Consider the following 23,370-nt stretch of genomic DNA (forward strand, 5'->3'; position numbering starts at 1 on the left):
GCCCGTGCAAGCATTCAGCGCCGGCTGTCGTCCTCGGCCTGCGCGCTGACGCCCTGGATTACCGGGTCGGCGTCCTCTTCCCCGCCGTCATCGCCGTTGCCGGAAAAGCGCTGCTCCCACAGCGCCAGGCGGCGCTGGCGCCGGCGCCGGGATATGCCCCAGGCAATCAGAGCAACCGCCGCCACCCCCCCAAACAGGGTCAGCATGGGGGCGGTCAGGCTGGCGTCCGGCAACTCCGCCGGACGTGAACTGATGGAGTTTTCGGCCGGGTCGGCGATCACTTCCACATGCAGGGGCAACTCACGCTGAAGGGTTTTGCCCGACACCTGGGCCACCAGTTGGTAGCGCCCCGGGGTGCTGAAGGCGGGAATGACAATGCGGTACTCGCCGTTTTGCGGCAGAGCGTAGCGCTCGCTGACGTCAATCTGCTCTCTGTAGCCGCCGGGCCCGTTGATGGATACGGCAATACGGAACAGACCCAGCACTTCCGGGTCATTCAGCACCCGCTCGCCATCGCGCAAGCGCAGGCCCAGCTCGCTCACCCGCCCCGCCGGCATGCTGTTGGGCAGGGGGTCGATCTCGATATTGAGGTCGGCGATCACCGTGACCTTGATGCGGGCCCCCTCGGGGGCAGACAGCACCCAGTTGCCCGCCTCGGGCTGGCGCACGGTGGCCAGGGCAAAGCCATCGGCGACAAACCAGTCGGCGGCGTCGGTTTGCCCGGGTTGCAGGCGGGTGCCATCAGGGGCGCGCAGCGACAACTCGGCCGGCGAGCCGTCAAAAAACAGGAGCGCGGTGAATTCCTCCACACTGTCATCAATCGAGAAGCGCCCGTTGTCCAGCGGCACCTGGGCCGCCGGCGCCACCATTTCCAGGGATTGTACAAAGATGCCCGACAGCTCATCGGGGCTGTTGGCTTTTTCGGCGATGCCTCGGCTCTGTTCGGCCAGCGAGCGCAGGAAGGTCCAGTCGGCTTCGTCCGACAGGGCAATGGTGTGCACCGGAATGCCGGTTGCGCCAAGCCTGGGCGCGGTGTCGGTCAGCACCTGGCGCGCCGCAGTGGCGTTGGCCATGGGCGAGGCCGCCACATCCACCTTGCCATCGGTGAGCAGCACTATGCTGCTGCGGTAGCGGGGGTCCATGCTGCCGATATCGTAGGTGGCGGCCGCCAGCGCCGCCGGGATGTTGGTGCGCTGGCCGGAATTATCGATGGCGGCCACCGCCGCCCGGGCCCGCTCGCGCCAGGCGCTGTCCACCTCGCCGTGGGGCACCAGGCCCTCCACCGACTCGCCAAAAATCCACACTCCGGCGCGGGCGCCGTCGGGCAGCAGGCGCACAATCAGCTCAAGCGCCGGACCGCGCAGGTTGTCCGGGTCGGACTGCTTCATGCTGCCGGAAATGTCGATCAGCAGGCGCAGGTCCGGGCGCAGCGCGCGCGCACCGGCATCGGCCTGCGCCAGCGCGGGCAGCAGCACCGACAACAGTAACAACAGCAGTACGCGGCCCCGCGCCAGGGTGGCAACAATCGATTTGGGTGTCATGGGGTGGGTGTGCTCAGGCCGCTTGCGCGTCCTCGTCCTGTGGCAGGGGGCGGCGACGATGGCGCAACACCGTCACGCCAAGCAGCAAGGCCAGCACCAGGGCGGCCCCCACCATGACGGCCAGCGGCCGCAGGGCGTGCTCCGCGGCGGCAAAATCCACTGTCAGCCACTGGAACACGGCAACAATCAGGGCCGGGGCCAGGGTGTCCACCCCCGCCTGGGGGAAGGCCGGAGTCAGCAACAGGGCGGCGCCCACCAGCACTACCAGGCCAATCCAGGCCGGTCGCCAGCTCTTGCGCAGCCAGAAGGCAAACAGTATCAGCGCCAGCACCGCGGCACCGAGGTAGGCGGCCATGGCTATGTGGTAACTCTGTTCATCCAGCACGGGGTTCTCTCCTACTCAACCCAGTTGACGATGTGTTCATCATAACCATCGGGATGAACATATTCATCCGAGATGGATCGCCCGCGAATGGATATCCCGGCGCTGTGGACGATGTCCGGGTTACCGCTCACCAGCGGGTGCCAGGCCGGCAGGGGCTGGCCGTGGGCGCGCAGGCGGTAGGCGCAGGTGGTAGGCAACCAGTCGAAGGCATCGCTGCTGTGTGCGGTGAGTTGAATACAGTCGGGCACCCGCTCGCTGCGCCGCGGATAGTCGCTGCAGCGGCAGCGCTCGGCATCCAGCAGGTGGCAGTGCACGTTGGTGTAGAAAAGCTCGCCGCTGTCGGCGTCCTGCAGTTTGTGCAGGCAGCACTTGGCGCAGCCATCGCACAGCGCCTCCCACTGCTGGTGATCCAGCGCCGCGAGGGGCAGCGTGTCCCACCATTCAGCCATCGGCCCGCTCGCGCTGCAGCAATTGCGCGTCGGTGGGCGGCATCTGCAGGTAAAAACCCTGCCGCTCGATGTTTGCCAGCACCTCGGCGGCGTCCGCCCGGGCCAGTTTGCGGCCGGGCTCCAGCAGCAGAATCATCACCGATACCGGCTCGCCGAACTGCTTGAGCAGCGCCTCGGGCACCTCCGCAAGGCCGGTGGCCCGGTCGACATACAGGTACATTTCCGCCTTGCGGCTGCTGCGGAAGATTTCGCACAGGCGCTTCATGACTGTACCTGCGCCAGCAGCTCACGCAGCGGCTGCAATACCGGCTCCCGGCGCCAGCCCTGCCAGTGGCGCGGCTCGGTACCCGCGTCGCCGCTGCCAGCCTGGCGAATCAGTGCATCGTAGTCGCGGCTGTTGAGCAGGATCTCCGGCGCCACCTGCAGGCGGGCGGCGATGGCCCGGGCCTCTTTTTTCAGGCGCTTGGCAAGGTCGCGCTCCCGCGCCCCGGGCGGTGGCGGCAACGGCGCGGGCAGCGCATCATCGGGCAGCGCCCGCGCCGTTGCCAGCACATCCATCAATTCATCGGCATAGCGACGCTGGGCCGGTGGTGGCAAATCCACCGCGGCGCGCAGTTGCTCGCGGCTGGCGGGCAGCGCGCGGGCGATCTGCAGACAGTCGGCATCGGCGATAATCCAGGAGCGCGGTTTGTCGCGCTCCCGCGCGGTTTTCTCACGCCACTGGCTGAGGGCCGCCAGCGCACCCAACTGGCGCGCATCCAGCTTCCAGGCATTCTTGATGCGCAGGTAGTAAGGCTCCGGGTCGGCCAGCTGAGCGGCCACTGCATCGTCACCGTCGGCCAGTACCCAGTCCAGTTTGCCGGCGCTGACGCAGGCCTGGTGCAGGTGCTGGTACACGGTGAGCAGATACAGCACATCCTGCGCGGCATATTGACACTGGGCCTCGCTCAGCGGGCGCTGCAACCAATCGGAGCGGGTCTCGTCCTTGGGCAGGTCCACGGCGCAGATGGCTTCCACTAGGGCGCGATAGCCCAGCCCAAAGCCGCGATCCAGCAGGGCCGCCGCGCGCTGGGTGTCAAACAGGGGCTGGGGCAGCACGCCAAGCCACTGGGTGAAAACTTCCAGGTCTTCACTGGGTGAGTGCAGCACTTTGACGATCGAGCGGTCTTCCATCAGGTCGATGATGGCGCCTATGTCATCCAGGGCCAGCGGGTCCACCAGCCAGGCGGTATCGCCAAAGCACAGCTGAAGCAGGGCCACCTGGGGATAGAAGGTATTGCGGCGCATGAACTCGGTGTCCACCGCCACCGCGGCGGCGCCGGCGTTGTCGGCCAGCACCTGCTCCAGGGTGGCGCTGTCTTCAATCAGTTGCCATGTGTGTTGACTGTTACTGCTCATTGCACTGCTCTTCTAGCTAGCGGCTGCCGGACTCAACCTGCCGGCGCCCGCTGAAGGCGTGGGCCAGGGTGTTGCCATCGACATATTCAAGTTCACCACCCAGGGGCACGCCGTGGGCGATACGCGACACCTTGATCCCCTGCGGCAGCAGCATATCGGTGAGGTAGTAGGCCGTGGCCTCGCCTTCCACGGTGGGGTTGGTGGCCAGAATCACCTCGCTGACCCCCTCTTCCAGCACCCGCTGCTGAAAGCGGTCCAGGCCGATTTCCGCCGGACCAATGCCATCGATGGGCGACAGGTGCCCCATCAGCACAAAGTACAGGCCGCGATAGCTGCTGCTCTGCTCCACGGCCAGCACATCGGCCGGGGTTTCCACCACGCAGATGGTGCTGTGGTCGCGGCGCGTATCGACACAGATTTCGCACACGTCCAGCTCGGTGAAATTGCGACAGCGCTGGCAGTGGTCAACTTTTTCCACCGCCTGCACCAGCGCGTTGGCAAGATTCTGTGCCCCCTGGCGATCGCGCTCCAGCAGGTGCAGGGTCATGCGCTGGGCGGACTTGGGGCCGACGCCGGGCAGGCAGCGCAGGGCCTCGATCAATTCCAGCAGGGCCGGACTGAACTTCATCAACGGCTCCTAGAACGGCATTTTAAAGCCGCCGGGCAGGTTGAGCCCGGCAGTCAGACCGGACATGGCCTCGCGGTTTTTCTGTTCCACTTTGCGCACGGCGTCGTTCACCGCCGCCGCCAGCAGGTCTTCCAGCATGGCCTTGTCCTCAGACAGCACGCTGTCGTCGATCTGCACCCGACGCACATCGTGGCGCCCGTTCATGACAACGGTGACCAGCCCGGCCGCCGCCTCGCCGGTTACCTCGGCCTGGGCCAGCTCTTCCTGCTTCTTCTGCATATCGGCCTGCATTTTCTGGGCCTGTTGCATCAGGTCCGAGAGATTGCCTTTCATGTTGTGTCCTCGTTAATTGTCCAGGGGCGCAATCGAGTCGCGCAGCAATTCGCCGTCAAAGCGCTCGATCAGGCCCTGTAGGATGGGGTCGGCCTCAATGGCGGCTACAGCCTCGCGCTGGCGCTCCTCGGCCAGTCGCCGGCCGCGTATGGCAGGGGTTTCACCCTGCAGGGCCCCCGGCACAATGCTGACCTTGAACGCGGCATCAAAGTAATTGGTTAGCGCCAGCCGCACGCGATCGGTATGGCCGCTGTTGAACAAGGTGGCGTTGTGCTCGTCCAGCACAAAGTGCAGCTCGCTGCCGGCCACTTCGCGCAGTTCGCAGTTGGACGCGATGTTATAGACAATGCCCACCAACCCGAGTTGCTCCAGCAGGTCGGGCCAGGTGGCCGGTGACAGGGCCTCCAGCGCCATGGCATTCGCCGGCCGCGAGTGCGGAGCGGGCTCTTTGCTTCCCGCACCGCTGGCCTCGGCCGCCTGCGCTTCGCTGTCATCCGCTTCGGCATCCACCTGGGCATCGGCCGCCAGCAACGCGGCCAGCGGCGAGACACGGGGCGCCTCTTCGCGCCGCGCGGCCTCGACTGCCGCGCTCTTTGCGCCGGGACCGGTGGCGGTGGGGCTGGTAACACCGGCGCCAGGAGCCCTGGCGCCCTTCGCTTCGCCCGCTTCCTGCGGCGCGGCGCTGGCCTGTGGAGGGGCGTTGGGAACAGCCTGTGCCTCGACCGGCGCCTGCACGGAAGACGATGCAGAAGACGATGCAGAAGACGATGCAGAAGAAGGTGCAGAAGTCGCTGCGGAAAACGATGCAGGCGGGGCCGGCGGCGCCGGCTCCGGGGGTGTTTCAGGCTTTTTTACGGCATGGCCGCCCTCCTCCCCGGCGGCCTGGGTCAGGGTTGCCACGGTAGCGGCGGATTCAATGGCAATGGCCGGGCGGAAGGCCAGCATGCGCAGCAGGATCATCTCAAAACCGCTGCGCGGGTCGCTGGCCAGTGGCAGGTCGCGCTTGCCGTTGATGGCCATCTGGTAATACAGCTGGGCGTCTTCGGCGCTCATGCTGCCAGCCAGCGCTGTCACTCGCTGCGCATCGCCCCAGCTGTTGTCCACCGCTGCCGGCACCACCTGGGCCAGGGCCACCCGGTGCAGCAGGGTAATGAGTTCCTCCAGGCTGGAATCAAAGTCCGGGGCGTGCTCGCCCATGGCCGCCACCACCTGCAGGCAGGCTTCTGGCTCGCCGGCCACCACCGCTTCCAGCACCTGGTAGACGTAGGTGAGGTCCACTGTGCCCAGCATGGTGCGCACTTCGCTCTCGCGCAGGGCGCCGGAGCCAAAGGCAATGGCCTGGTCGGTAAGGCTGAGGGCGTCGCGCATGCTCCCGGCCGCGGCGCGACCCAGCAGCCACAGGGCAGGCTCCTCGAAGCTCACCATTTCCTGATCCAGCACATGCTTTAAGTGGCCCACCACCTGCTCGGGCGGCATGTTCTTCAGGTTGAATTGCAGGCAGCGTGACAGCACCGTGGCGGGCAGCTTCTGCGGGTCGGTGGTGGCCAGCAGGAACTTGACGTGGGGCGGCGGCTCTTCGAGGGTTTTCAGCAGGGCGTTGAAACTGCTGGCGGAGAGCATGTGCACCTCGTCAATGAGGTAGACCTTGTAACGCGAACGGGTGGGCGCGTACTGCACGTTTTCCAGCAGCTCCCGCGTGTCTTCCACCTTGGTGCGCGAGGCAGCATCCACTTCCAGCAGATCCACGCTCCTGCCTTCGGCAATCTCCAGACAGGCGCCGCATTTGCCACAGGGCTCGGAGGACACCCCCTCGTCGCAGTTGAGACACTTGGCGAAGATGCGGGCCACGGTGGTTTTACCCACACCGCGGGTGCCGGTGAACAGATAGGCGTGGTGCAAACGGTCATGATCCAGCGCGTTGATCAGGGCCTTCAGCACATGCTCCTGGCCCACCATTTCGCGAAAGCTCTTCGGTCGCCATTTGCGTGCCAGTGCCTGATAGGACATGCCGTGGGTTGCCTTACTGCAAAAGGGGCTAGGATACACCAGCGGCGCCAGCGCAGGAAAGGAAGCAGGCCGCCACGGGCAACGAATTGCACCAGGCAAAGCACACACCGCACAGGCGAAAACAACAACCCATAGCGAGGGCAATGCGAGAAGGAACAGGGGAGAAGGAACAAAGAAGGTAGAGAGAAAGTGGAGGCGACCCGAACAGCCACACCCCGGCACACGAATCAGTAACTACCGTTGCTCCCTTCCGGGCCTGGCGGGGTTCACTACCTATCGTTGCGAGGGGACCGCCCGGGCCACCACAGCGCCTGCAGCGGGCACCGACTGTCTATCCGTCGGGGGCACCAGGCTGCAGAGGGCGCGTATTGTGTCTGAAAGGGTCATGCCCTGCAAGGGCGCTCCGGCGCTTATCGACAGCAAAAGACGAACCAACAGCCTTGACACAAATGTTAAAGGCTCTAACATTGGCCGCAAACCCATCGCTAAAGGCCGCCAGGATTACTGCCATGCCGCCCTCCCCCACACCGGCAACGCTGCCCAAAACCCTTCTGGGTATCACCCTGGCGCTGGCCTTTGCCATTGGTCTGAGCAGTCTGCTGAAATGGCGTGCAGACGCCGCTGTGTCGCGCCAACATGCCGCACCCTTGCCGGTGGCCACCACCATCTACCGCCTCCAGCCTAGCTACCAGGAAGAGCGTCGCTTTCTCGGTGTAACCGAAGCCCCTCGCCGGGCAGATCTGGCCTTTGAATCGGCGGGGCAACTCGCCAGCATGACGGTGAACGAAGGCAGCGAAGTGGCGTCGGGCGATGTGCTTGCGCAGTTGGACAACCGCCTGCTGCAGTCTCAGCGTAAATCTGCCGCAGCGGAACTCGAGACCCTGCAAGCCGACCTAGAACTTGCGCAGCTCAAGGCCCAGCGACAACAGGATCTGCAAGCCAGCGGTGCCGTATCGAGGGAGGCAATTGACGAAACCCGCCTGCGGGCCCAGGCATTGGCCGCCCAAAACAAGGCAGTGAGCGCGCAACTGGAGCGGCTGGACATTGAACTGGAAAAAACCGCGCTGCGCGCACCCTACGATGGCATTGTCGCCGCCCGCTACATCGATCCGGGTGCCGTGATCACCGCCGGCACGCCCATCCTGCGGCTGATACAGGGCGGGCCGCGCGAAGCACATATCGGGGTAACACCGGAACTGGCAGCGAGCCTGGCGCCCGCGCGTACCTACCCCCTGCGCTGGCGCGGCGAAACCCTGCAGGCCAAGCTGCGCTCGGTGCGTCCAGACCTGGACCCAAACACCCGCGCTGCCGTGGCGGTGTTCGAGTTACCCCCCGGCACTGCCGCCCTTGATGGAGAGGCCGTTACCCTGCTGCTGCAGCGGGACATACCGGAACAGGGTGGCTGGCTGCCCCTCAGCGCCCTGCTGGAAGGCCAGCGCGGCGTGTGGAATGTGCTGGCAGTGAACCAGCAGGACGGGCAATGGCGCACCGAACGCGAGGTGGTAGAGGTACTGGAACTGCGCGGCGACAAAGCCTTTGTGCGCGGCACCCTTGCCGACGGCCAGGCGGTGGTCGCCGACGGCCTGCACCGCATAGCGGCCGGCTCCGCCGTGACCCCACTGGCGCCCTGACCGATGCTGGCCCAGGTTCTGTTTCGCCATCGCCGCTTTGTGGCTCTGCTGGTCATCATCATTCTGGCCACCGGCATCAGCAGCATGCGCTCCATCGGCCGCCAGGAAGACCCCAGCATCACCAACTTCCTGGCCACCGTCACCACCTTCTTCCCCGGTGCCGGGCCCGGCCGGGTGGAAGCCCTGGTCACCCGGCCGCTGGAGGATGAACTGCGGCGCATTCCCGAAATCGACGAAATCAGCTCAACGTCCTCCGCCGGCGTGTCCTTCCTGAATATCAAGCTGGAGGAAACCCTGTCCAAGCAGGCCATCCAGCGCGCCTGGACGGAGATCCGCGACACCCTCGGCGATGTCTCAAACCGCTTTCCCCCGGGCGCCAGCGCCCCCGTTTTCGATGACGACCGCCTCACCGCCTACACCACCATCATCGCCCTCAGCGCTGCAGAAGACCGCCCCGTAAGCCTGTCGCTGCTGCACCGCATAGCCCTGGACCTGGCGGATGCGGCGCGCAATGTCAGCGGTACCGAACGGGTGGATCTGTACGGCGAACCCGCCGAGGAGGTGCGGGTAGCGGTGGATGAAGCCGCCCTCGCCTCGCGCGGCCTCAGCCTCGCCCAGGTGACCCAGGCCCTGCAGCAGGCGGACCCGAAAATCGCCGCCGGCCGCGCCAGTGGCGCCGGCAACGACCTGCTGGTGGAAGTGAGCGGCGAGTTCGACTCACTGGCGCGAATACGCGACGTGACCCTGCACGCCGGCAGCGGCGGCAGTGTGCGTGTCGGGGATATCGCGCGGGTTTACAAGAGCCACACCACGCCGCCCCCGGCCATGGCCATTGTCAATGGCAGGCCCGGCATTCTGGTGGCCGTTGCCATGTCCGACGGCTTACAGGTGGATCGCTGGAGCCAGCAATTTGCCGCCTTCCTGGATGACTGGCGCGCCAACGCCCCGGGCGGCCTTGAGGTCACCACCACCTACGACCAGAGCGTATATACCCAGGCGCGCCTGCAGGGGGTAATCGAGAACCTGGTGGTTGGCGTGGTATTGGTGCTGCTGGTGCTGCTGATCACCCTGGGTTGGCGCGCCGCCGTGGTGGTCGCCGTCATCCTGCCCCTGTGCGGCCTGATGTCCATGACCCTGCTGTACTACTGGGGTGTGGCGATTCACCAGATGTCGGTCACCGGCCTGATCGTGGCGCTGGGGCTGGTGGTGGACGGCTCCATTGTCATGACCGATGAAATCCGCAAGCACCTGCAACGGGGCGAAACACCCCTGCAGGCCATTACCGCCTCGGTACACCGCCTGCGCGTTCCCCTGCTCTCCAGCACCCTCACCACCATCCTCGCCTTTATGCCAATGGTGGTATTACCGGGGCCCTCCGGCGACTTCATGGGCAGTATTGCCAAGGCGGTGGTGGTGATGCTGGGCTCATCCCTGCTGCTGGCCATGACCCTGACGCCGGTGCTGGCGGCGCGGTTGCTGCCAGCCAGCTTGAAGCGGGAGCACCACTGGTGGGAACAGGGCATGGACAGCGGCCGTGGCGGGCGCCTGCTCAGCCACGCGCTGGACTGGGCCCTGCGCTACCGTGGCGCGTCCATCGCCCTTGCCCTGGCCCTGCCGCTGACGGGCTTTCTGGCCTTCCCCAGCCTGACCGCCCAGTTTTTCCCCGGCACCGACCGCGACCAGATGTACGTACAGGTGAAACTGCCCGATGGACGCTCCATCTACGACACCGCGGCCCTGGTCGAGCAACTGGATGCCAAGTTGCGTGCCGAACCCCTGGTGCGCCGTGTTGACTGGACCCTCGGCGAGAGCCCCCCGGCCTTTTACTACAACATGTATCGCAACCGTGAAGGTATCGCCAGCTGGGCCGAAGCGCTGGTACTCACCCACGATGAAAACCAGACCGACAACCTGATACGCCGGCTCCAGCAGGAGGTGGATCGGGAATTTCCCCAGGCGCGGGTCATTGTGCGCGGCATCGACCAGGGACCGCCAGTCATGGCGCCACTGGAAGTAGAAATCTACGGCCCCAACCTAGAGCGCCTGCGGGCACTGGGTGAGCAGTTTCGCCGGCGCATGGAACAGGTGCCTGACGTAACCCACTCCAACGCCAGCCTGTCCGGCGGCGCCCCCAAACTGGTGTTCAACGTGGACGAGGGACGAGCACAACTGGCGGGACTGAGCCTGGCCGATGCCGCCAATACGCTCGACGCCAGCCTGCGCGGCCTGACCGGCGGCGAACTGCTGGAGGACACCCAGCGCCTGCCAGTGCGCGTGCGCCTGGCCGAAGAGGACTGGGGCGGCGCCCAGGACATTGCCTCCCTGCGCATTGCCGGCACTGCCGCTGGCGCCACTGGGCCGGGCGAACCAGCCATGGGCGGCGTTGCCATGGGTATGCTGGGCACCCCGCAACTGCTGCCCTCCTCCAGCCCCATCTCGCGCAAAAACGGCGAGCGGGTCAACATCGTGCAGGCCTTCCTGATGCGCGGCGTGCTGCCAGAGGAGGCCCTGAAAAGCCTGCAGGCCGACCTGGCCGCCAACCCCATTGCCCTGCCAGCGGGCTACCACTACCAGTTCGGGGGCGATTCCGACGTGCGCGCCGACGTGGTGGAACAGATCATGGCGCCGATGGGCACCATCCTGGCAGCCATGCTCGCCACCATCGTGATGACCTTCAATTCCTGGCGACTGTCGGCTATTGCCGGCCTGGTGTTTGTCTGCTCGCTGGGCCTGAGCCTGCTTTCCCTCGCGCTGTTCCGCTACCCCTTTGGGGTGCAGGCCATGATCGGCGTGATCGGCTCGATCGGGGTTTCGATCAACGCTGCCATCATCATCATGACAGCCCTGCAGGAAAACGCGCAGGCCAGCCAGGGTAACGCGCTGGCCGCACGCCAGGTGGTGATGGATTCCAGTCGGCATATTGTATCCACCACTGTCACCACCTTTGGTGGTTTTTTGCCATTGATTCTCGAAGGCAGCCAGTTCTGGCCACCCTTCGCCATGGCCATTGCGGGCGGCGTTCTGCTATCCACGGTGATTTCGTTCTTCCTGGTACCGCCGCTGTTTTGCGCGGCGGTAACCCTTAAAAACAGGGATGATGCCCCCTCGCCCGCCAACGAGCCAAGCACCGCCCCATGACACAGCACACTCCCCCTGCGGCAGAAGCGCTGGCCGTGCTTTACCAGGACGAGCAACTGGTGGCCATCAACAAACCCGCCGGCCTGCTGGTACACCGCAGCCCCATCGACCGCCGGGAAACCCGCTTTGCCCTGCAGCTACTGCGCGACCAGCTCGGAAAGCGCGTATACCCCCTGCACCGGCTGGATAAGCCAACCTCCGGGGTGCTGCTGTTTGCCCTGGACAGCAACACCGCGCGGCAGGTGGCCAGCCAGTTTGAGCAGCGCCGGGTGAACAAAGACTATCTCGCCATCGTCCGCGGCTACTGCCCCGAACAGGGCGAGATAGATCACCCCATTCGCGATGACCCGGACCCCCTGCTGGGGCAGGATCGCGGCCCGCCCCGGGACGCGCTGACCCATTTCCAACGCCTGGCCAGCATCGAATTGCCCGAGGCGGTAGATCGCTACCCCACCGCACGTTATTCACTGGTGCGACTGCACCCATTGAGCGGCCGCAAGCACCAGTTGCGCCGTCACATGAAGCACATCGGCCACCCGATCATCGGCGATGCCAAACACGGCAAGGGCGTGCACAATCGCTTTTTCGCCAGCCAACTGCAGGCCGGCCGGCTGTTGCTGCACTGTCACGGACTGCAGTTAAACCACCCGGCGACCGGCGAACCACTGCTCCTGCACGCGCCACTGGATGACGTCTTCCAGGGGCTCATCGAGCGTTTCGGCTGGACGGTTGCACTGAACGCGGCGCGGGGCATGTCCTGAAAACAAGGCCCTACCAGGCCCTAAGAAAGACCTGAACCGCATCCGTCTCCTGAACCGCTGGCCCCATAAGTCCGCCTCCCTGGACCTACAGCAACCGGCCGCGCCGCCCTAGCATGGCCGGCAATTTCCCAACGACAAAAACGGCCGGCTGTAGCAATGGATGTGGTCGATCTTTCACAGGGCGCCCTGCTGTGGCTGGTGGCAGCCACAGCCCTGGCGTCCCTGATCAGTTCCGTCACCGGCATGGCCGGCGGTGTGCTGATGTTTGCCGCCATGAGCCTGTGCCTGCCCCTGCGGCTGCTGGTGCCCATTCACGGTGCCGTGCAGGTGTTCAACAACGCCGCCCGCAGCTGGTTTTTACGCGGCCACATCCGCTGGCGCATGTGCCTGCCTTTTGCTGCGGGGGCCGCCATCGGCGCCGCCGCTACCACCGTATTCATCGTGCGCTACGTGGGCGAGTTCTTTCCCCTGCTGTTGCTGGTTGTGCTCATCCTGTACACCCTGTTCAAACCGGCGCGGCTGCCGGATCTGAACATTGCTGACCGAGGCTTCTTCTGGGTGGGGCTGGTCACCGGGGGCATGGGCATACTGGTGGGGGCCATTGACCCCTTGCTGGCTGTGTTCTTCCTGCGTGAGGATTTGAGCAAAGAGGCCATCGTCTGCAACAAGTCGCTGATGCAGATGTTCGCCCACCTCACCAAGGTACCGGCCTACCTGTACCTGGGCTTTTCCTTCACCGACAATGCCGGCCTGATTATTCTGCTGACCGTGTCCGCCGTGATCGGCGCCCGCCTCGGCTTGCTGCTGCTTGAGCGTGTGAGCGCCCGGCATTTTTTGCAATTGATGCGCCTGGCCCTGATGCTGGCCGCCCTGCGCATCGGCTACCAATTGATCCAGATGGGAGTCTGAGATGCCTGCAACCTATACCGTCACCAACCCCTACGACAACAGCGTGTTGGGCGAATACCCCTACACCCACTGGCAGGATGTGGAGGCCGCCCTGGGGCGACTGCGCCAGGGCCGGCAGCGCCAGCGCCAGACCCTGGCCTGCGAGCGCGCCGCGGTGCTGGGCAAACTGGCACAGCTGTTGCGAGACAACAGCGACGCCCTGGCGACCCTGATTACCCGGGAGACCGGCAAGACCATTTCCGACGCCCGGGTGGAAATGCAGCGCGCCACCAACGCCGCCCTGGCCTGCAGCGAAGAAGCCCGCCAGATCAGCGGCGAAGCCCTGGATTCGGATGCCTACGCCCCCATGGGCGGCAAGATGGGCATTGTCTGCTGGCGCCCGCTAGGCACCGTGCTGTGCATCACGCCATTTAACTTTCCCATCAACATTGCCGTGCACAAGATTGGCCCGGCCTATGCGGCGGGCAACACCGTCCTGTTCAAGCCCGGCCCCCAGAACACCGTGTCGGCCCGGCGCCTGGTGGAGCTCTGCTACGAAGCCGGCATGCCCGAAGACGCCCTGCAGCTGTGCGTGCCGGCCCTGGCGGATATGGACCGCCTCAACGCCCACCCTGGCATCGACGCTATCAACTTTACCGGCGGCAGCGCGGCGGCAGATGCCATAGCCGCCGCGGCGGGCTACAAAAAGCTGCTGCTGGAACTGGGTGGTAACGACCCCCTGATCGTGATGGACGACGCCGACCTGGACGCCGCAGTGAACGCCGCCATCAACCACCGCCTGGCCACCGCCGGCCAGCGCTGCACCGCCGCCAAGCGCCTGTTCATTCACCAGGCGGTGTACGATGACTTCCGCGAGCGCCTGCTGGCACGCGCCGGTGCCCTCAAGGTGGGCGACCCGATGGAACCGGACACTTTCGTCGGCCCGGTGATTCACCGCCAGGCCGCCCAGGCCATCCAGCGCAGTGTGCAGCAGGCGGTGGATGCCGGCGCCAGCGTCGCCCTTGGCCATCGCTACGAGGGCGCCTTCGTGTGGCCCACCGTGCTGGAGAACGTACCGGCGGATTGCGACCTGATGCGCGAGGAAGTATTCGGCCCGGTGCTGCCCCTGTACCGCTTCAGCGCGGTGGATGAAATCATCCCCATCATCAACAACAGCATCTACGGCCTGCAGGGCGGTGTATTCAGCAACAACCTCGCCCTGGTGCGCCGCCTGTTTGACGAGTTGGAAGTGGGCACCCTGGCGGTGAACGACGGCCCCGGCTTTCGCACCGAGCACTTTCCCTTTGGCGGCGTGAAGGCCAGCGGCGTGGGGCGCGAAGGCATCAAGTACGCCATTCGCGAAATGAGCTACTGCAAAACACTCGTGCTGTAGCCACAGCGGGAGGCGCAAGATTTTCCGTTGACGCTTGGGGGCGCCCTCAGTATCATGCGCCTCCTGAAATCGAGGGGCGGCAAAGCTTCCCCGCATTACTGTTCGGGGTATAGCGCAGTCTGGTAGCGCGCCTGCTTTGGGAGCAGGATGTCGGGAGTTCGAATCTCTCTACCCCGACCAACTTATCCGCCACAATCTGGTGAGTTGGGCAACAGTGATTTCAAACCCGCGATGGTGGCCGTAGCTCATCGGGTAGAGCACCGGATTGTGGCTCCGGAGGTGGGGGGTTCGAGACCCCTCGGCCACCCCAATTTCCCCCAGCCGCTCGCCCCGAGCGGTTCTGCTCGGGCATACAGCCCTGTATAATGCCCGCCCTGTTCCGGGGGTATAGCTCAGTTGGATAGAGCAACGGCCTTCTAAGCCGTGGGTCGAGGGTTCGAATCCTTCTACCCCCGCCATTTTCTCCTCTTCTCAGGAATTGTGTTCATGTCGGCACTGGTACTCGATGGCAAGGCGCTGGCGCAGCAAACCGAGGCAGCACTGCTGCAACGGGTTGAAGCGCTGAAAGAACAATCCGGCGGCAAAACGCCCATTCTGGCCACCATTCTGGTGGGAGACGACCCGGCCTCCGCCACCTACGTGAAGATGAAAGGCAACGCCTGCCGCCGCGTGGGCATGGATTCAATGGCGGTGGAAATGCCCGCCTCCACCACCACCGACGAGTTGCTGGCCAAAATCAACGAACTCAACAACAACCCGGACGTACACGGCATTCTGCTGCAACACCCTGTGCCAGAGCAGATTGACGAGCGCGCCTGCTTCGACGCGATTGCCCTGTCCAAGGACGTGGACGGCGTCACTTGCCTGGGCTTTGGCCGCATGGCCATGGGCGAAGACGCCTACGGCTGCGCCACACCCCAGGGCATCATGCGTTTGCTTGCGGCCTACGACATCGAGATCGAGGGCAAGCACGCCGTGGTGGTCGGCCGCAGCCCCATTCTCGGCAAACCGATGGCCATGATGCTGCTGCAGAAGAACGCCACCGTCACCATTTGCCACTCACGCACACAGGATCTGCCGGCCCTTGTGGCACAGGCCGACATTTTGGTGGGCGCCGTGGGCAAGCCGGAATTCATCAAGGCCGAGTGGATCAAGGACGGCGCGGTTGTGGTGGATGCGGGTTACCACCCCGGCGGCGTGGGCGATGTGGAACTGGCGCCGCTGGCCGAGCGGGCCAGCGCCTACACCCCGGTACCGGGTGGCGTTGGCCCCATGACCATCAACACCCTGATCATGCAGAGCGTGGAGTCCGGGGAGAAGTCTCTGGGCTAGCCGCCGCAAAGAGTTCCCTGGCCGCCGGCTGGGGCTCACCCTCCCGGGTCTCACCGAAAAACAGCGTCTGGTGGGGAAAGGGAATCTCAATGTTGCGCTCGTCAAAAGCGTATTTCATACGGCGATTGAACTCGCGCCCGACCCGCCACTTGGAGCGGGCCGCGGTGCGGGTGCGGGCCTTGATCACCACCGCGCTGTCGGCGAATTCATCCACGCCCAGCACTTCCAGTGGCCCCAGGATTTGTGAGCTGAATTCATCGTCGGCGCGCATGTCCTCGTCCACCTCCCGCAAGCACTGGATCACCGCGTCGATGTCTTCCCGGTAGGCCACGCCCACGTTGAACATATAGTAGCTGAAGTCCTTGGTGAGGTTGTCCACCACGGATATCTCGCTGAAGGGCACCGTGTGCACCGTACCTTCCAGCGAGCGCAATTCCATTTTGCGAATGGTCAGGCGGGTGACCTCGCCGGTGCGCCCACCCACGGTGACCACATCCCCCACGTGCACCAGGTCTTCGGCAATGATGGTGAAGCCGGTGAGAAAGTCCTTTACCAGCGTCTGGGCGCCAAAGCCCACCGCAATACCCAGCACACCGGCACCGGCCAGCAAAGGCATGACATCAATGCCAAGTTCAGACAGCACCACCATGGCCGCCAGTATCAGCAGGATGAACAGCAGCACATTGCGCATCATGGGCAGCAAGGTCTGGGCGCGGGCTGTGTTCATGCTGTTCTCGCGACCGCTCACGTATTCCATGATGGCGTTGCTGAGCTCCCAGATCAGCATGAACAGCAGCACCACCAGATACACCGCCAGCACGGTTTCGGCAATCCCCAGCAACAGCGATTCCGGCAGCATCGGCGCCAGCTGCTGCGTGTATACCTGGGTCAGGGTGTACACCAGCAACAGGGCGGCAAAGGCCAAACCGCCCCACACTTGCAGGGCAAACAGGCTGGCAAAGCGTTCGGTATCCAGATGAAAGCGCTCGCGCCAGCGGCCCAGGCGACGGTTGAGGACCCTGGCCAGCCAGTTATTCAGCAGCACACCGATGGCGATTACCAGCAAGGCACCAGTGAGCGTGGCCACCCGGCCCAGCGCACCGCGATCAAGACCGATGTTCTCCAGTGTGCCGATGTAATTCTCCAGCAACAGCCCCACCCGCTCCTCCAGGCGCAGGGTGTCCGACAGCACCGCCGGGTCATTGGCATCGGCACTGTCCACCGACTCCAGGGCCTGCAGGTGGTTGAGGAATTCCTCCCGCTGCTGGGGGTCTTCGAGCACTTCAATCAGGCGGCTCACGCTTTCACTGTTCGCGCCAGTGCCTTCAGACTGCGTACCCGGCTCCGCTGCAAACAGTGGCCCGCCGGCCAGCAACAACAGCAGCGCCAGCAGGGGCACTCGACAGGCGCACAGCCAGCGACGGTTAACGGTGGTGTTTCCCTGGGACATGGCGCACTCCGGCAATCATCAACCCTGCGAAGAGTAGGAATCACGGCGCCGCCTCACAAGGGAAAACTTCCAGCGGCACGCAGTTTGTAAGATTTACCGCCCCCGCCGGGGCAAATTTACAAATACCGGGCCGATAACACCGCCTGCCACGCCCTGCTCCGGCAACCGTGTAAACGCCCGCAAGCCCCGTATCCACTGGGCTGGCGAATGCCGTGGGCCGGTTTTCCTGGCATCTGGCACGGTCCCTGCAACGTCACTTTCGAGCGTCGCCGATCTGGCGGCAAACGGGCCTCGCATTGGCAACAGCGGCCAGGGTGCAACCACCCGGCCAGCGAGGCTGACCTGTGTGATAAGGAGTGCACTATGAAACACAAACAAGGTATTCGCCCCCTGACGCTTTCTCTGGCACTGGCCGGTGCCGTGGCAGCCACCCACCTGCCTGCCGCCTGGGCGGGCGACAGCAAGGGCGCCAAGCAGAGCGATGTCATGAGTGAGGACATGCGCGAAGCGTGGATGGAGGGCAAGCTGGAAACTGCACTGCTGTTCAACCGCCACCTGAACAACTTCGCCATCGACCCGGATGTGGACGGCACCCATGTCACCCTGGAGGGTACCGTGGCTTCGGATATCGACAAGGACCTTGCCGAGCAGATCGCGCTCAGCATTGACGGCATTGAGTCGGTGGACAATGAACTGGAGGTAAAAGCCGACTACATCGAGCGCGATGTTGACGAAACGGCGGATGACTTTTCCAACCGTGTGGAAGACGCCACGCTGACTGCCGAGGTGAAGATCAAGCTACTGGCCAACAGCAACACCGAAGGCCTGGAGATCAACGTGGATACCAAGAACCGCGTGGTAACCCTGAGCGGTGAGGTCGACAGCGATGCCGGCAAGGACCTGGCGGAAAAAATTGCCGCCAATGTTGACGGTGTGCGCGAGGTGAACAACAACCTCAACGTCAAGAGCTAAGCTCTATATATCAGAGCTTTCTATCACTGCGCATTCAACAGCAACACAAACGGGGGCCCCGCCCCCTTTCACAAGAACGACACAGGAGTAAGGATTATGTTGCACTGGGCACTGATTTTCTTAGTCGTCGCCTTGATCGCCGGTGTGCTGGGCTTGAGCGGTGTGGCCGCTGTGGCCGCCGAGATTGCCTGGGCGCTGTTTATCATCGGCCTGATTCTGGCCATCGTCTTCTTCATACTGGGTCGCCGGCCCCGCTGACGGGACGGCGCGGTTTGACGTCGACGGCAGTATAAGACGATGCGAACCATGACTGTCAGCCTGGATCATGCCAGGCTACTACTCGGCCTGCGCGGCCAGCAACTTGGCCTGGTTCGCCAGGCCATTGTCGATACCGACACGGGGACGGTGGAGCAATTACTGCTGGAAACCCGCTGGCAGCAGGTCGGCATTCCCTGGCAGCGCGTGGCCTTTGATGCAGAGAGCGACAGCTTTCAGCTACAACCCGCCCGACGGCGCAATCAGCCCTCGTAGCGCTTCAGGCGGTTGTACAGGGTCTTGAGGCTGATCCCCAGCACTTCCGCCGCTGCGGCCTTGTCGCCGTCGTGCCGGGCCAGTGTGGCGAGGATGATCTCCCGCTCGGAATCCGCCAGGCTGGTGCCAATGGGAATCTCAACGGAATTGGCATCGTCGTCTGCCGCTGCGGTAGCGAGCTCCGTTTCAAACACATCCGCTTCAATCACTGCTTCCGACAGAATGTAGGCACGCTCCACCGCGTGCTTCAGCTGGCGTACATTCCCCGGCCAGCGATGGCCGGCAATGCGCTCCAGCGCACTGGCACTGTAACGCAGTTCAGTGCCGTGGTGAGCATTGAGTTCGTTGAGAAAAAACTGCGCCAGGCCGCCGATATCATTGCCACGCCTGCGCAATGGCGGCAGCTGCAGCGGCACCTGGGCCAGGCGGTAGTACAGGTCCTCCCGCAGGCGGCCATCGCTGACTGCGTCCTCCGGCTGGCGGTTGGTGGCCGATACCACACGCACGTCCACGGGTAGTTCTTGCTCGGAGCCCACCCGGCGCACTAGGCGGGTTTCGAGCACGCGCAGCAGCTTGGCCTGCAACTCCAGATCCAACTCGGTGATTTCATCCAGCAGCAGGGTGCCGCCAGAGGCGCGCTCGAAGAAGCCGTGATGGCGCCGCTCGGCACCGCTGAAACTGCCCTTCTCGTGGCCGAACAGTTCGCTCTCCATGAGATTTTCCGCCACCGCGGCGCAGTTCACCGCCACAAAGGGGCCCTCGCGCCGCTCAGACAGGGTGTGCACGGTGCGCGCCACCAGCTCCTTGCCGGTGCCGGATTCGCCGAACACCAGCACGCTGGCCTCCGACGCGGCCACCTTGCGCAGTTGGCGGTAAAGCTTGCGCATGGGGCGCGAGCTGCCGCGCAAAAAACCGAACTGATCCACCACCTGGGCGGTCACATCCTCGCCCACGCCGGCGCCACTGTCGGCGCACTCGGCGGCAATGTCGCCAAGCAGGGCGCTAACGTAGTCGTTGTCGAAGGGTTTGCAGAGAAACCAGGCCGCGCCCTGGCGCACAGCGAGATCGGCCCGTTCCGGGTCATCCGCCTCGGCCAGCACGATGGTTTCTGTATCGGCCACCTGCGGTAGCGAGAGTAATTGCAGGCCGCTGTCGCCGCCGGGCAGGTCCAGCGCAGCGAACAGTACATCGATGGTTTTGCCGGCCAGCACGGTTTTGGCATCCGCGACGGATTTCACCCGGTAGGTCTGGAAGCCGGCATCGCGCGCCAGGGTGGCGAGGGCCTCGCTGGCGGCTTCGTCGCCATCCACGACCAGGCAGTGTGCGTTCAATCCGGTGTCCTCTGCTGACAGGGTCCACCCGGCCATGACGCGGGTGCCGCGGCGAAGTATAGCCGGCCCTCGCGCACCGGGTCAGCTACGCCGCCACTTGGTGCCCTCGCGGGAATCCTCCAGTACAACGCCCTGCACCAGTAACTCCTCGCGGATGGCGTCGGCGCGGGCATAATCCCTGGCGGCCTTGGCGTCCTGGCGGGCCTGGATGGCCGCCTCCACATCGGCAGCGCTGATGCCCTCGCCGTTATCCCCCTGCAGCCAGTCCTCGGGGTGCTGGTTGAGTATGCCGAGCAGGTTGCCCGCCACCAGCAGTTTTGCCTTCAAGGCCGGCTTGTCGGCATCACCGGACTTGTGCAGCTGCTTGGCCAGGGCGTGAATTTCGGCGATGGCCACCGGTGTGTTGAGGTCGTCGTTGAGGGCTTCGTAGAACGGTTCGCCAGCCAGCTGGACTTCCATATCCAGGGGAATGTCGTCCACTTCCCGCAGGGTGTTGTACAGGCCCGTGAGGGTGGCGTCTGCCTGATCCAGCACCTCGGCGGAAAAGTTCAGCGGCGAACGGTAGTGGGCAGACAGCAGCGCAAAGCGCAGGGTCTCGCCGCGGTACTTCTGCAGCAGGTCGCGCACGGTGCGCACGTTGCCCAGCGACTTGGACATCTTCTCGCCATCAATGTCGATATAGGCGTTGTGCATCCAGTAGCGCACGTAGTCGCCGCCGTGGGCGCAGCGACTCTGGGCGATCTCGTTCTCATGATGGGGGAAGATCAGGTCGCGGCCGCCGCCGTGAATGTCGATGGTCTCCCCCAGGTGTTCACGGATCATGGCCGAGCACTCCAGGTGCCAGCCCGGGCGGCCGTAGCCCCAGGGGCTGTCCCAGCCGGGCTCGCCGTCTTTGGCGGGCTTCCACAGCACGAAGTCGCCGGGGTGGCGCTTGTAGCTGGCCACCTCCACCCGGGCGCCGGCCAGCATGTCCTCCAGCGACCGGCCGGAGAGCTTGCCGTAGTCTTCCATCGACTCCACCGCAAACAGCACATGGCCCTCGGCGGCGTAGGCGTGGCCTTTGTCGATGAGCGTTTCGGTGAGCGCAATCATCGGTTTGATGTTGTGGGTGGCGTGGGGCTCCAGGTCCGGCGGCAAGGCATTCAACTCGCCCATGTCCTCGCGGTACTTGGCGGTGAATTCCTCGGTGACCGATTCAATGCTGCGCTCGCCATCGCGCGCCGCGGCGATGATTTTGTCGTCGACATCGGTGATGTTGCGGGCGTAGATCACCTCGTCGAAATGGGTCTGCAACAGGCGGTACAGGGTGTCGAACACCACCACCGGGCGCGCGTTGCCGATGTGGGCCAGGTTGTAGACCGTGGGGCCACACACGTACATTTTGACCTTGCCGGGTTCGATGGGCTCGAAGACTTCCTTCTTGCCGCCCAGGGTGTTGTAGAGCTTCAGTGCCATAACTGCCTATCCGTTGTTCCAGGTGTCGCGCAGGCCGATGGTCATGTTGAACACCGGGGCCGCCTCGCTGTGCTCATGGCGGTCTGCCACAAAGTAGCCTTCACGCTCAAACTGGAAGCTCTGCTCGGCCCGCGCCGCGGCCAGCCCCGGCTCGATCCAGGCGCCTTCCACCACGGTGAGGGAGGCCGGGTTCACCAGGGCCATGAAATCCTTGTCGCCCTTGTCTGGCGCCGGGTCGGTGAACAGGCGATCGTACAACCGCACGGTGGCCTGCCGGCCCGCGCTGGCGGACACCCACTGGATCACGCCCTTGGGCTTGATGCCGTCCTCCGGGTCCAGGCCGATGGTGTTGGGCACGGTGTGGGCGTGCACCTCGGTGATATTCCCGGCGGCATCCTTCACAACGCTGTCAGCCTCAATCACATAGGCGTTGCGCAGGCGCACCCGCTTGCCCAGCACCAGGCGCTTGAACTTTTTGTTGGCCTCTTCGCGGAAGTCATCGGCGTCGATGTAAATCTCGCGGGTAAAGGGCAACTCGCGGCTGCCGAGATCTTCGCGGCTGGGGTGGGCCGGGGCGCTCAGGCGCTCCACCTGCCCTTCGGGATAGTCGGTGAGCACCACTTTCAGCGGGCGCAGCACGCACATGGCCCGGGGCGCGTTCTCGTTCAGGTCGTCGCGAATGGCGTGTTCCAGCATGGCCACATCCACCACGCCGTCGGAGCGGGTAACGCCAATCATCTCGCAGAATTTGCGGATGGAAGCCGGGGTAAAGCCGCGCCGGCGCATGCCGGCGATGGTGGGCATGCGCGGGTCGTCCCAGCCCGCCACCACGCCCTCGTCCACCAGCTGCTTGAGTTTGCGCTTGCTGGTCACGGTGTAGTTCAGGTTGAGGCGGCCGAATTCGTACTGGCGCGGCCGGCTGGGCACCGGCAGGTGGTCCAGCAGCCAGTCGTACAGGGGGCGGTGGTCTTCAAACTCCAGGGTGCAGATGGAGTGGGTCACCCCTTCAATGGCGTCTTCCTGACCGTGGGCAAAGTCGTAGGTGGGGTAAATGCACCACTGGTTGCCGGTCTGGTGATGTTCGGCCTTGCGGATGCGGTAGAGAATGGGATCGCGCAGGTTCATGTTGGGGGCGGCCATATCAATTCTGGCCCGCAGCACTTTGCTGCCCTCGTCGAACTCACCGGCGCGCATGCGCGCGAGCAGGTCGAGGTTCTCCTCGACGCTGCGCTCGCGATAGGGGCTGTTCTTGCCGGGTTCGGTCAGGGTGCCGCGGTATTCGCGGGCCTGCTCGGCGTTCAGGTCGCACACGTAGGCATGGCCCTGTTCGACCAGATGCACCGCCCAGTCGTAGAACTGCTGGAAGTAGCTGGAGGCATAGCGCACCTCGCCCGCCCACTCATAGCCCAGCCAGCGCACGTCCTCCTGGATGGACGCCACATATTCCGGGCTTTCCTTTTCCGGGTTGGTGTCGTCAAAGCGCAGGTTACACTGGCCGCCAAAGCGCTCGGCCATGCCGAAGTTCAGGCAGATGGACTTGGCGTGGCCCACATGAAGATAGCCGTTGGGCTCCGGCGGAAAGCGGGTGATGACCTCGCTCACCCGGCCGGCCTCCAGATCCTCGGCTACAATCTGGTGGAGGAAGTTGTTGGCGGGCTTGTTGTCCATAGATCCTTCAGTGTCTGCGGTAGGTGAATCGGGGGTAAAAAGGGCGCGTATTATAGCGGCTCAGCGATAGCTCTTACAC

At 64.5% G+C, this 23,370-nt stretch carries 21 protein-coding genes, 3 tRNA genes and 1 other RNA gene; 12 read left to right on the forward strand and 13 right to left on the reverse strand.

Translation table 11 applies throughout. The annotated features are described in order from the left end of the window. Positions 1-14: 14 nt before the first annotated feature. The 9 genes from DDZ17_RS01840 to ffs all read right to left on the reverse strand — a co-directional run bounded on the left by DDZ17_RS01840 (position 15) and on the right by ffs (position 7,037). Entirely contained in the window at positions 15-1,541 is a 1,527-nt protein-coding gene (locus DDZ17_RS01840) for a vWA domain-containing protein (protein ID WP_116364248.1), read from the reverse strand. 13 nt (positions 1,542-1,554) lie between these two features. Next, the gene (locus tag DDZ17_RS01845) at positions 1,555-1,926 is read right to left on the reverse strand and encodes a hypothetical protein (RefSeq protein WP_116364249.1); all 372 of its coding nucleotides are present in this window, start codon (positions 1,924-1,926) and stop codon (positions 1,555-1,557) included. An 11-nt stretch (positions 1,927-1,937) separates the two neighbouring features. After that, the gene (locus tag DDZ17_RS01850) at positions 1,938-2,375 is read right to left on the reverse strand and encodes a YcgN family cysteine cluster protein (RefSeq protein WP_116364250.1); all 438 of its coding nucleotides are present in this window, start codon (positions 2,373-2,375) and stop codon (positions 1,938-1,940) included. After that, entirely contained in the window at positions 2,368-2,640 is a 273-nt protein-coding gene (locus DDZ17_RS01855) for a YcgL domain-containing protein (protein ID WP_116364251.1), read from the reverse strand. The genes DDZ17_RS01850 and DDZ17_RS01855 overlap by 8 nt, the downstream gene beginning before the upstream one ends. Next, the gene (gene rnd, locus DDZ17_RS01860) at positions 2,637-3,773 is read right to left on the reverse strand and encodes a ribonuclease D (protein WP_116364252.1); all 1,137 of its coding nucleotides are present in this window, start codon (positions 3,771-3,773) and stop codon (positions 2,637-2,639) included. The genes DDZ17_RS01855 and rnd overlap by 4 nt, the downstream gene beginning before the upstream one ends. A 16-nt stretch (positions 3,774-3,789) precedes the next feature. Next, entirely contained in the window at positions 3,790-4,401 is a 612-nt protein-coding gene (recR, locus tag DDZ17_RS01865; RefSeq protein WP_116364253.1) for a recombination mediator RecR, read from the reverse strand. Between the two features lie 9 nt (positions 4,402-4,410). Then, entirely contained in the window at positions 4,411-4,734 is a 324-nt protein-coding gene (locus tag DDZ17_RS01870; RefSeq protein WP_116364254.1) for a YbaB/EbfC family nucleoid-associated protein, read from the reverse strand. Between the two features lie 12 nt (positions 4,735-4,746). After that, positions 4,747-6,741, reverse strand: a complete 1,995-nt coding sequence (gene dnaX / locus DDZ17_RS01875) for a DNA polymerase III subunit gamma/tau (protein WP_116364255.1) — start codon at positions 6,739-6,741, stop codon at positions 4,747-4,749. Positions 6,742-6,940: 199 nt separating this feature from the next. After that, positions 6,941-7,037, reverse strand: an RNA gene (gene ffs / locus DDZ17_RS01880) — signal recognition particle sRNA small type. A 213-nt stretch (positions 7,038-7,250) separates the two neighbouring features. Here ffs and DDZ17_RS01885 point away from each other — a divergent pair. The 9 genes from DDZ17_RS01885 (at position 7,251) to folD (ending at position 15,884) form a co-directional block, all read left to right on the forward strand. After that, positions 7,251-8,372 (forward strand): efflux RND transporter periplasmic adaptor subunit, encoded by a 1,122-nt coding sequence (locus DDZ17_RS01885; protein WP_157976395.1) that lies wholly within the window; start codon positions 7,251-7,253, stop codon positions 8,370-8,372. Positions 8,373-8,375: 3 nt separating this feature from the next. Beyond that, on the forward strand, positions 8,376-11,510 hold the full coding sequence (locus DDZ17_RS01890) for an efflux RND transporter permease subunit (protein WP_116364257.1): 3,135 nt from the start codon (positions 8,376-8,378) through the stop codon (positions 11,508-11,510). Continuing rightward, complete coding sequence (locus DDZ17_RS01895; RefSeq protein WP_193940527.1) at positions 11,507-12,271, forward strand: pseudouridine synthase; 765 nt, start codon at positions 11,507-11,509, stop codon at positions 12,269-12,271. Before DDZ17_RS01890 ends, DDZ17_RS01895 begins: the two co-directional genes overlap by 4 nt. A gap of 162 nt (positions 12,272-12,433) precedes the next feature. Continuing rightward, the gene (locus DDZ17_RS01900; protein ID WP_157976396.1) at positions 12,434-13,180 is read left to right on the forward strand and encodes a sulfite exporter TauE/SafE family protein; all 747 of its coding nucleotides are present in this window, start codon (positions 12,434-12,436) and stop codon (positions 13,178-13,180) included. Position 13,181: 1 nt separating this feature from the next. Then, a complete protein-coding gene (gene safD / locus DDZ17_RS01905; RefSeq protein WP_116364259.1) occupies positions 13,182-14,552 on the forward strand; it encodes a sulfoacetaldehyde dehydrogenase SafD in 1,371 nt (456 codons plus the stop codon). A gap of 103 nt (positions 14,553-14,655) precedes the next feature. Continuing rightward, positions 14,656-14,732, forward strand: a tRNA-Pro gene (locus DDZ17_RS01910). Positions 14,733-14,786: 54 nt separating this feature from the next. Beyond that, positions 14,787-14,862: transfer RNA gene (locus DDZ17_RS01915), tRNA-His, on the forward strand. A 71-nt stretch (positions 14,863-14,933) separates the two neighbouring features. Further along, a tRNA-Arg gene (locus DDZ17_RS01920) sits at positions 14,934-15,010 on the forward strand. 28 nt (positions 15,011-15,038) lie between these two features. Continuing rightward, on the forward strand, positions 15,039-15,884 hold the full coding sequence (gene folD, locus DDZ17_RS01925) for a bifunctional methylenetetrahydrofolate dehydrogenase/methenyltetrahydrofolate cyclohydrolase FolD (protein WP_116364260.1): 846 nt from the start codon (positions 15,039-15,041) through the stop codon (positions 15,882-15,884). On the opposite strand, the gene DDZ17_RS01930 is transcribed toward folD, so the two are convergent. Continuing rightward, on the reverse strand, positions 15,844-17,334 hold the full coding sequence (locus DDZ17_RS01930; RefSeq protein WP_116364261.1) for a mechanosensitive ion channel family protein: 1,491 nt from the start codon (positions 17,332-17,334) through the stop codon (positions 15,844-15,846). The two genes, folD and DDZ17_RS01930, sit on opposite strands and share 41 nt — an antisense overlap. A 363-nt stretch (positions 17,335-17,697) precedes the next feature. Here DDZ17_RS01930 and DDZ17_RS01935 point away from each other — a divergent pair, with 363 nt between their 5' ends. From DDZ17_RS01935 to DDZ17_RS01945, 3 genes are all read left to right on the forward strand, one after another. Further along, a complete protein-coding gene (locus tag DDZ17_RS01935; protein ID WP_170150132.1) occupies positions 17,698-18,306 on the forward strand; it encodes a BON domain-containing protein in 609 nt (202 codons plus the stop codon). A gap of 96 nt (positions 18,307-18,402) precedes the next feature. Then, complete coding sequence (locus DDZ17_RS01940) at positions 18,403-18,564, forward strand: DUF1328 domain-containing protein (RefSeq protein ID WP_116364263.1); 162 nt, start codon at positions 18,403-18,405, stop codon at positions 18,562-18,564. Positions 18,565-18,603: 39 nt separating this feature from the next. After that, a complete protein-coding gene (locus tag DDZ17_RS01945) occupies positions 18,604-18,837 on the forward strand; it encodes a hypothetical protein (protein WP_157976397.1) in 234 nt (77 codons plus the stop codon). On the opposite strand, the gene DDZ17_RS01950 is transcribed toward DDZ17_RS01945, so the two are convergent. The 3 genes from DDZ17_RS01950 to DDZ17_RS01960 form a co-directional block, all read right to left on the reverse strand. Further along, the gene (locus tag DDZ17_RS01950) at positions 18,825-20,168 is read right to left on the reverse strand and encodes a sigma-54-dependent transcriptional regulator (protein ID WP_157976398.1); all 1,344 of its coding nucleotides are present in this window, start codon (positions 20,166-20,168) and stop codon (positions 18,825-18,827) included. The genes DDZ17_RS01945 and DDZ17_RS01950 overlap by 13 nt on opposite strands. An 81-nt stretch (positions 20,169-20,249) precedes the next feature. Further along, entirely contained in the window at positions 20,250-21,623 is a 1,374-nt protein-coding gene (cysS, locus tag DDZ17_RS01955; RefSeq protein ID WP_116364266.1) for a cysteine--tRNA ligase, read from the reverse strand. Between the two features lie 6 nt (positions 21,624-21,629). After that, on the reverse strand, positions 21,630-23,291 hold the full coding sequence (locus DDZ17_RS01960; protein WP_116364267.1) for a glutamine--tRNA ligase/YqeY domain fusion protein: 1,662 nt from the start codon (positions 23,289-23,291) through the stop codon (positions 21,630-21,632). Positions 23,292-23,370: the final 79 nt, after the last annotated feature.

The sequence above is a fragment of the Parahaliea mediterranea genome (assembly GCF_003402235.1).
In the GTDB taxonomy this organism is placed as follows: Bacteria; Pseudomonadota; Gammaproteobacteria; order Pseudomonadales; family Halieaceae; genus Parahaliea; species Parahaliea mediterranea.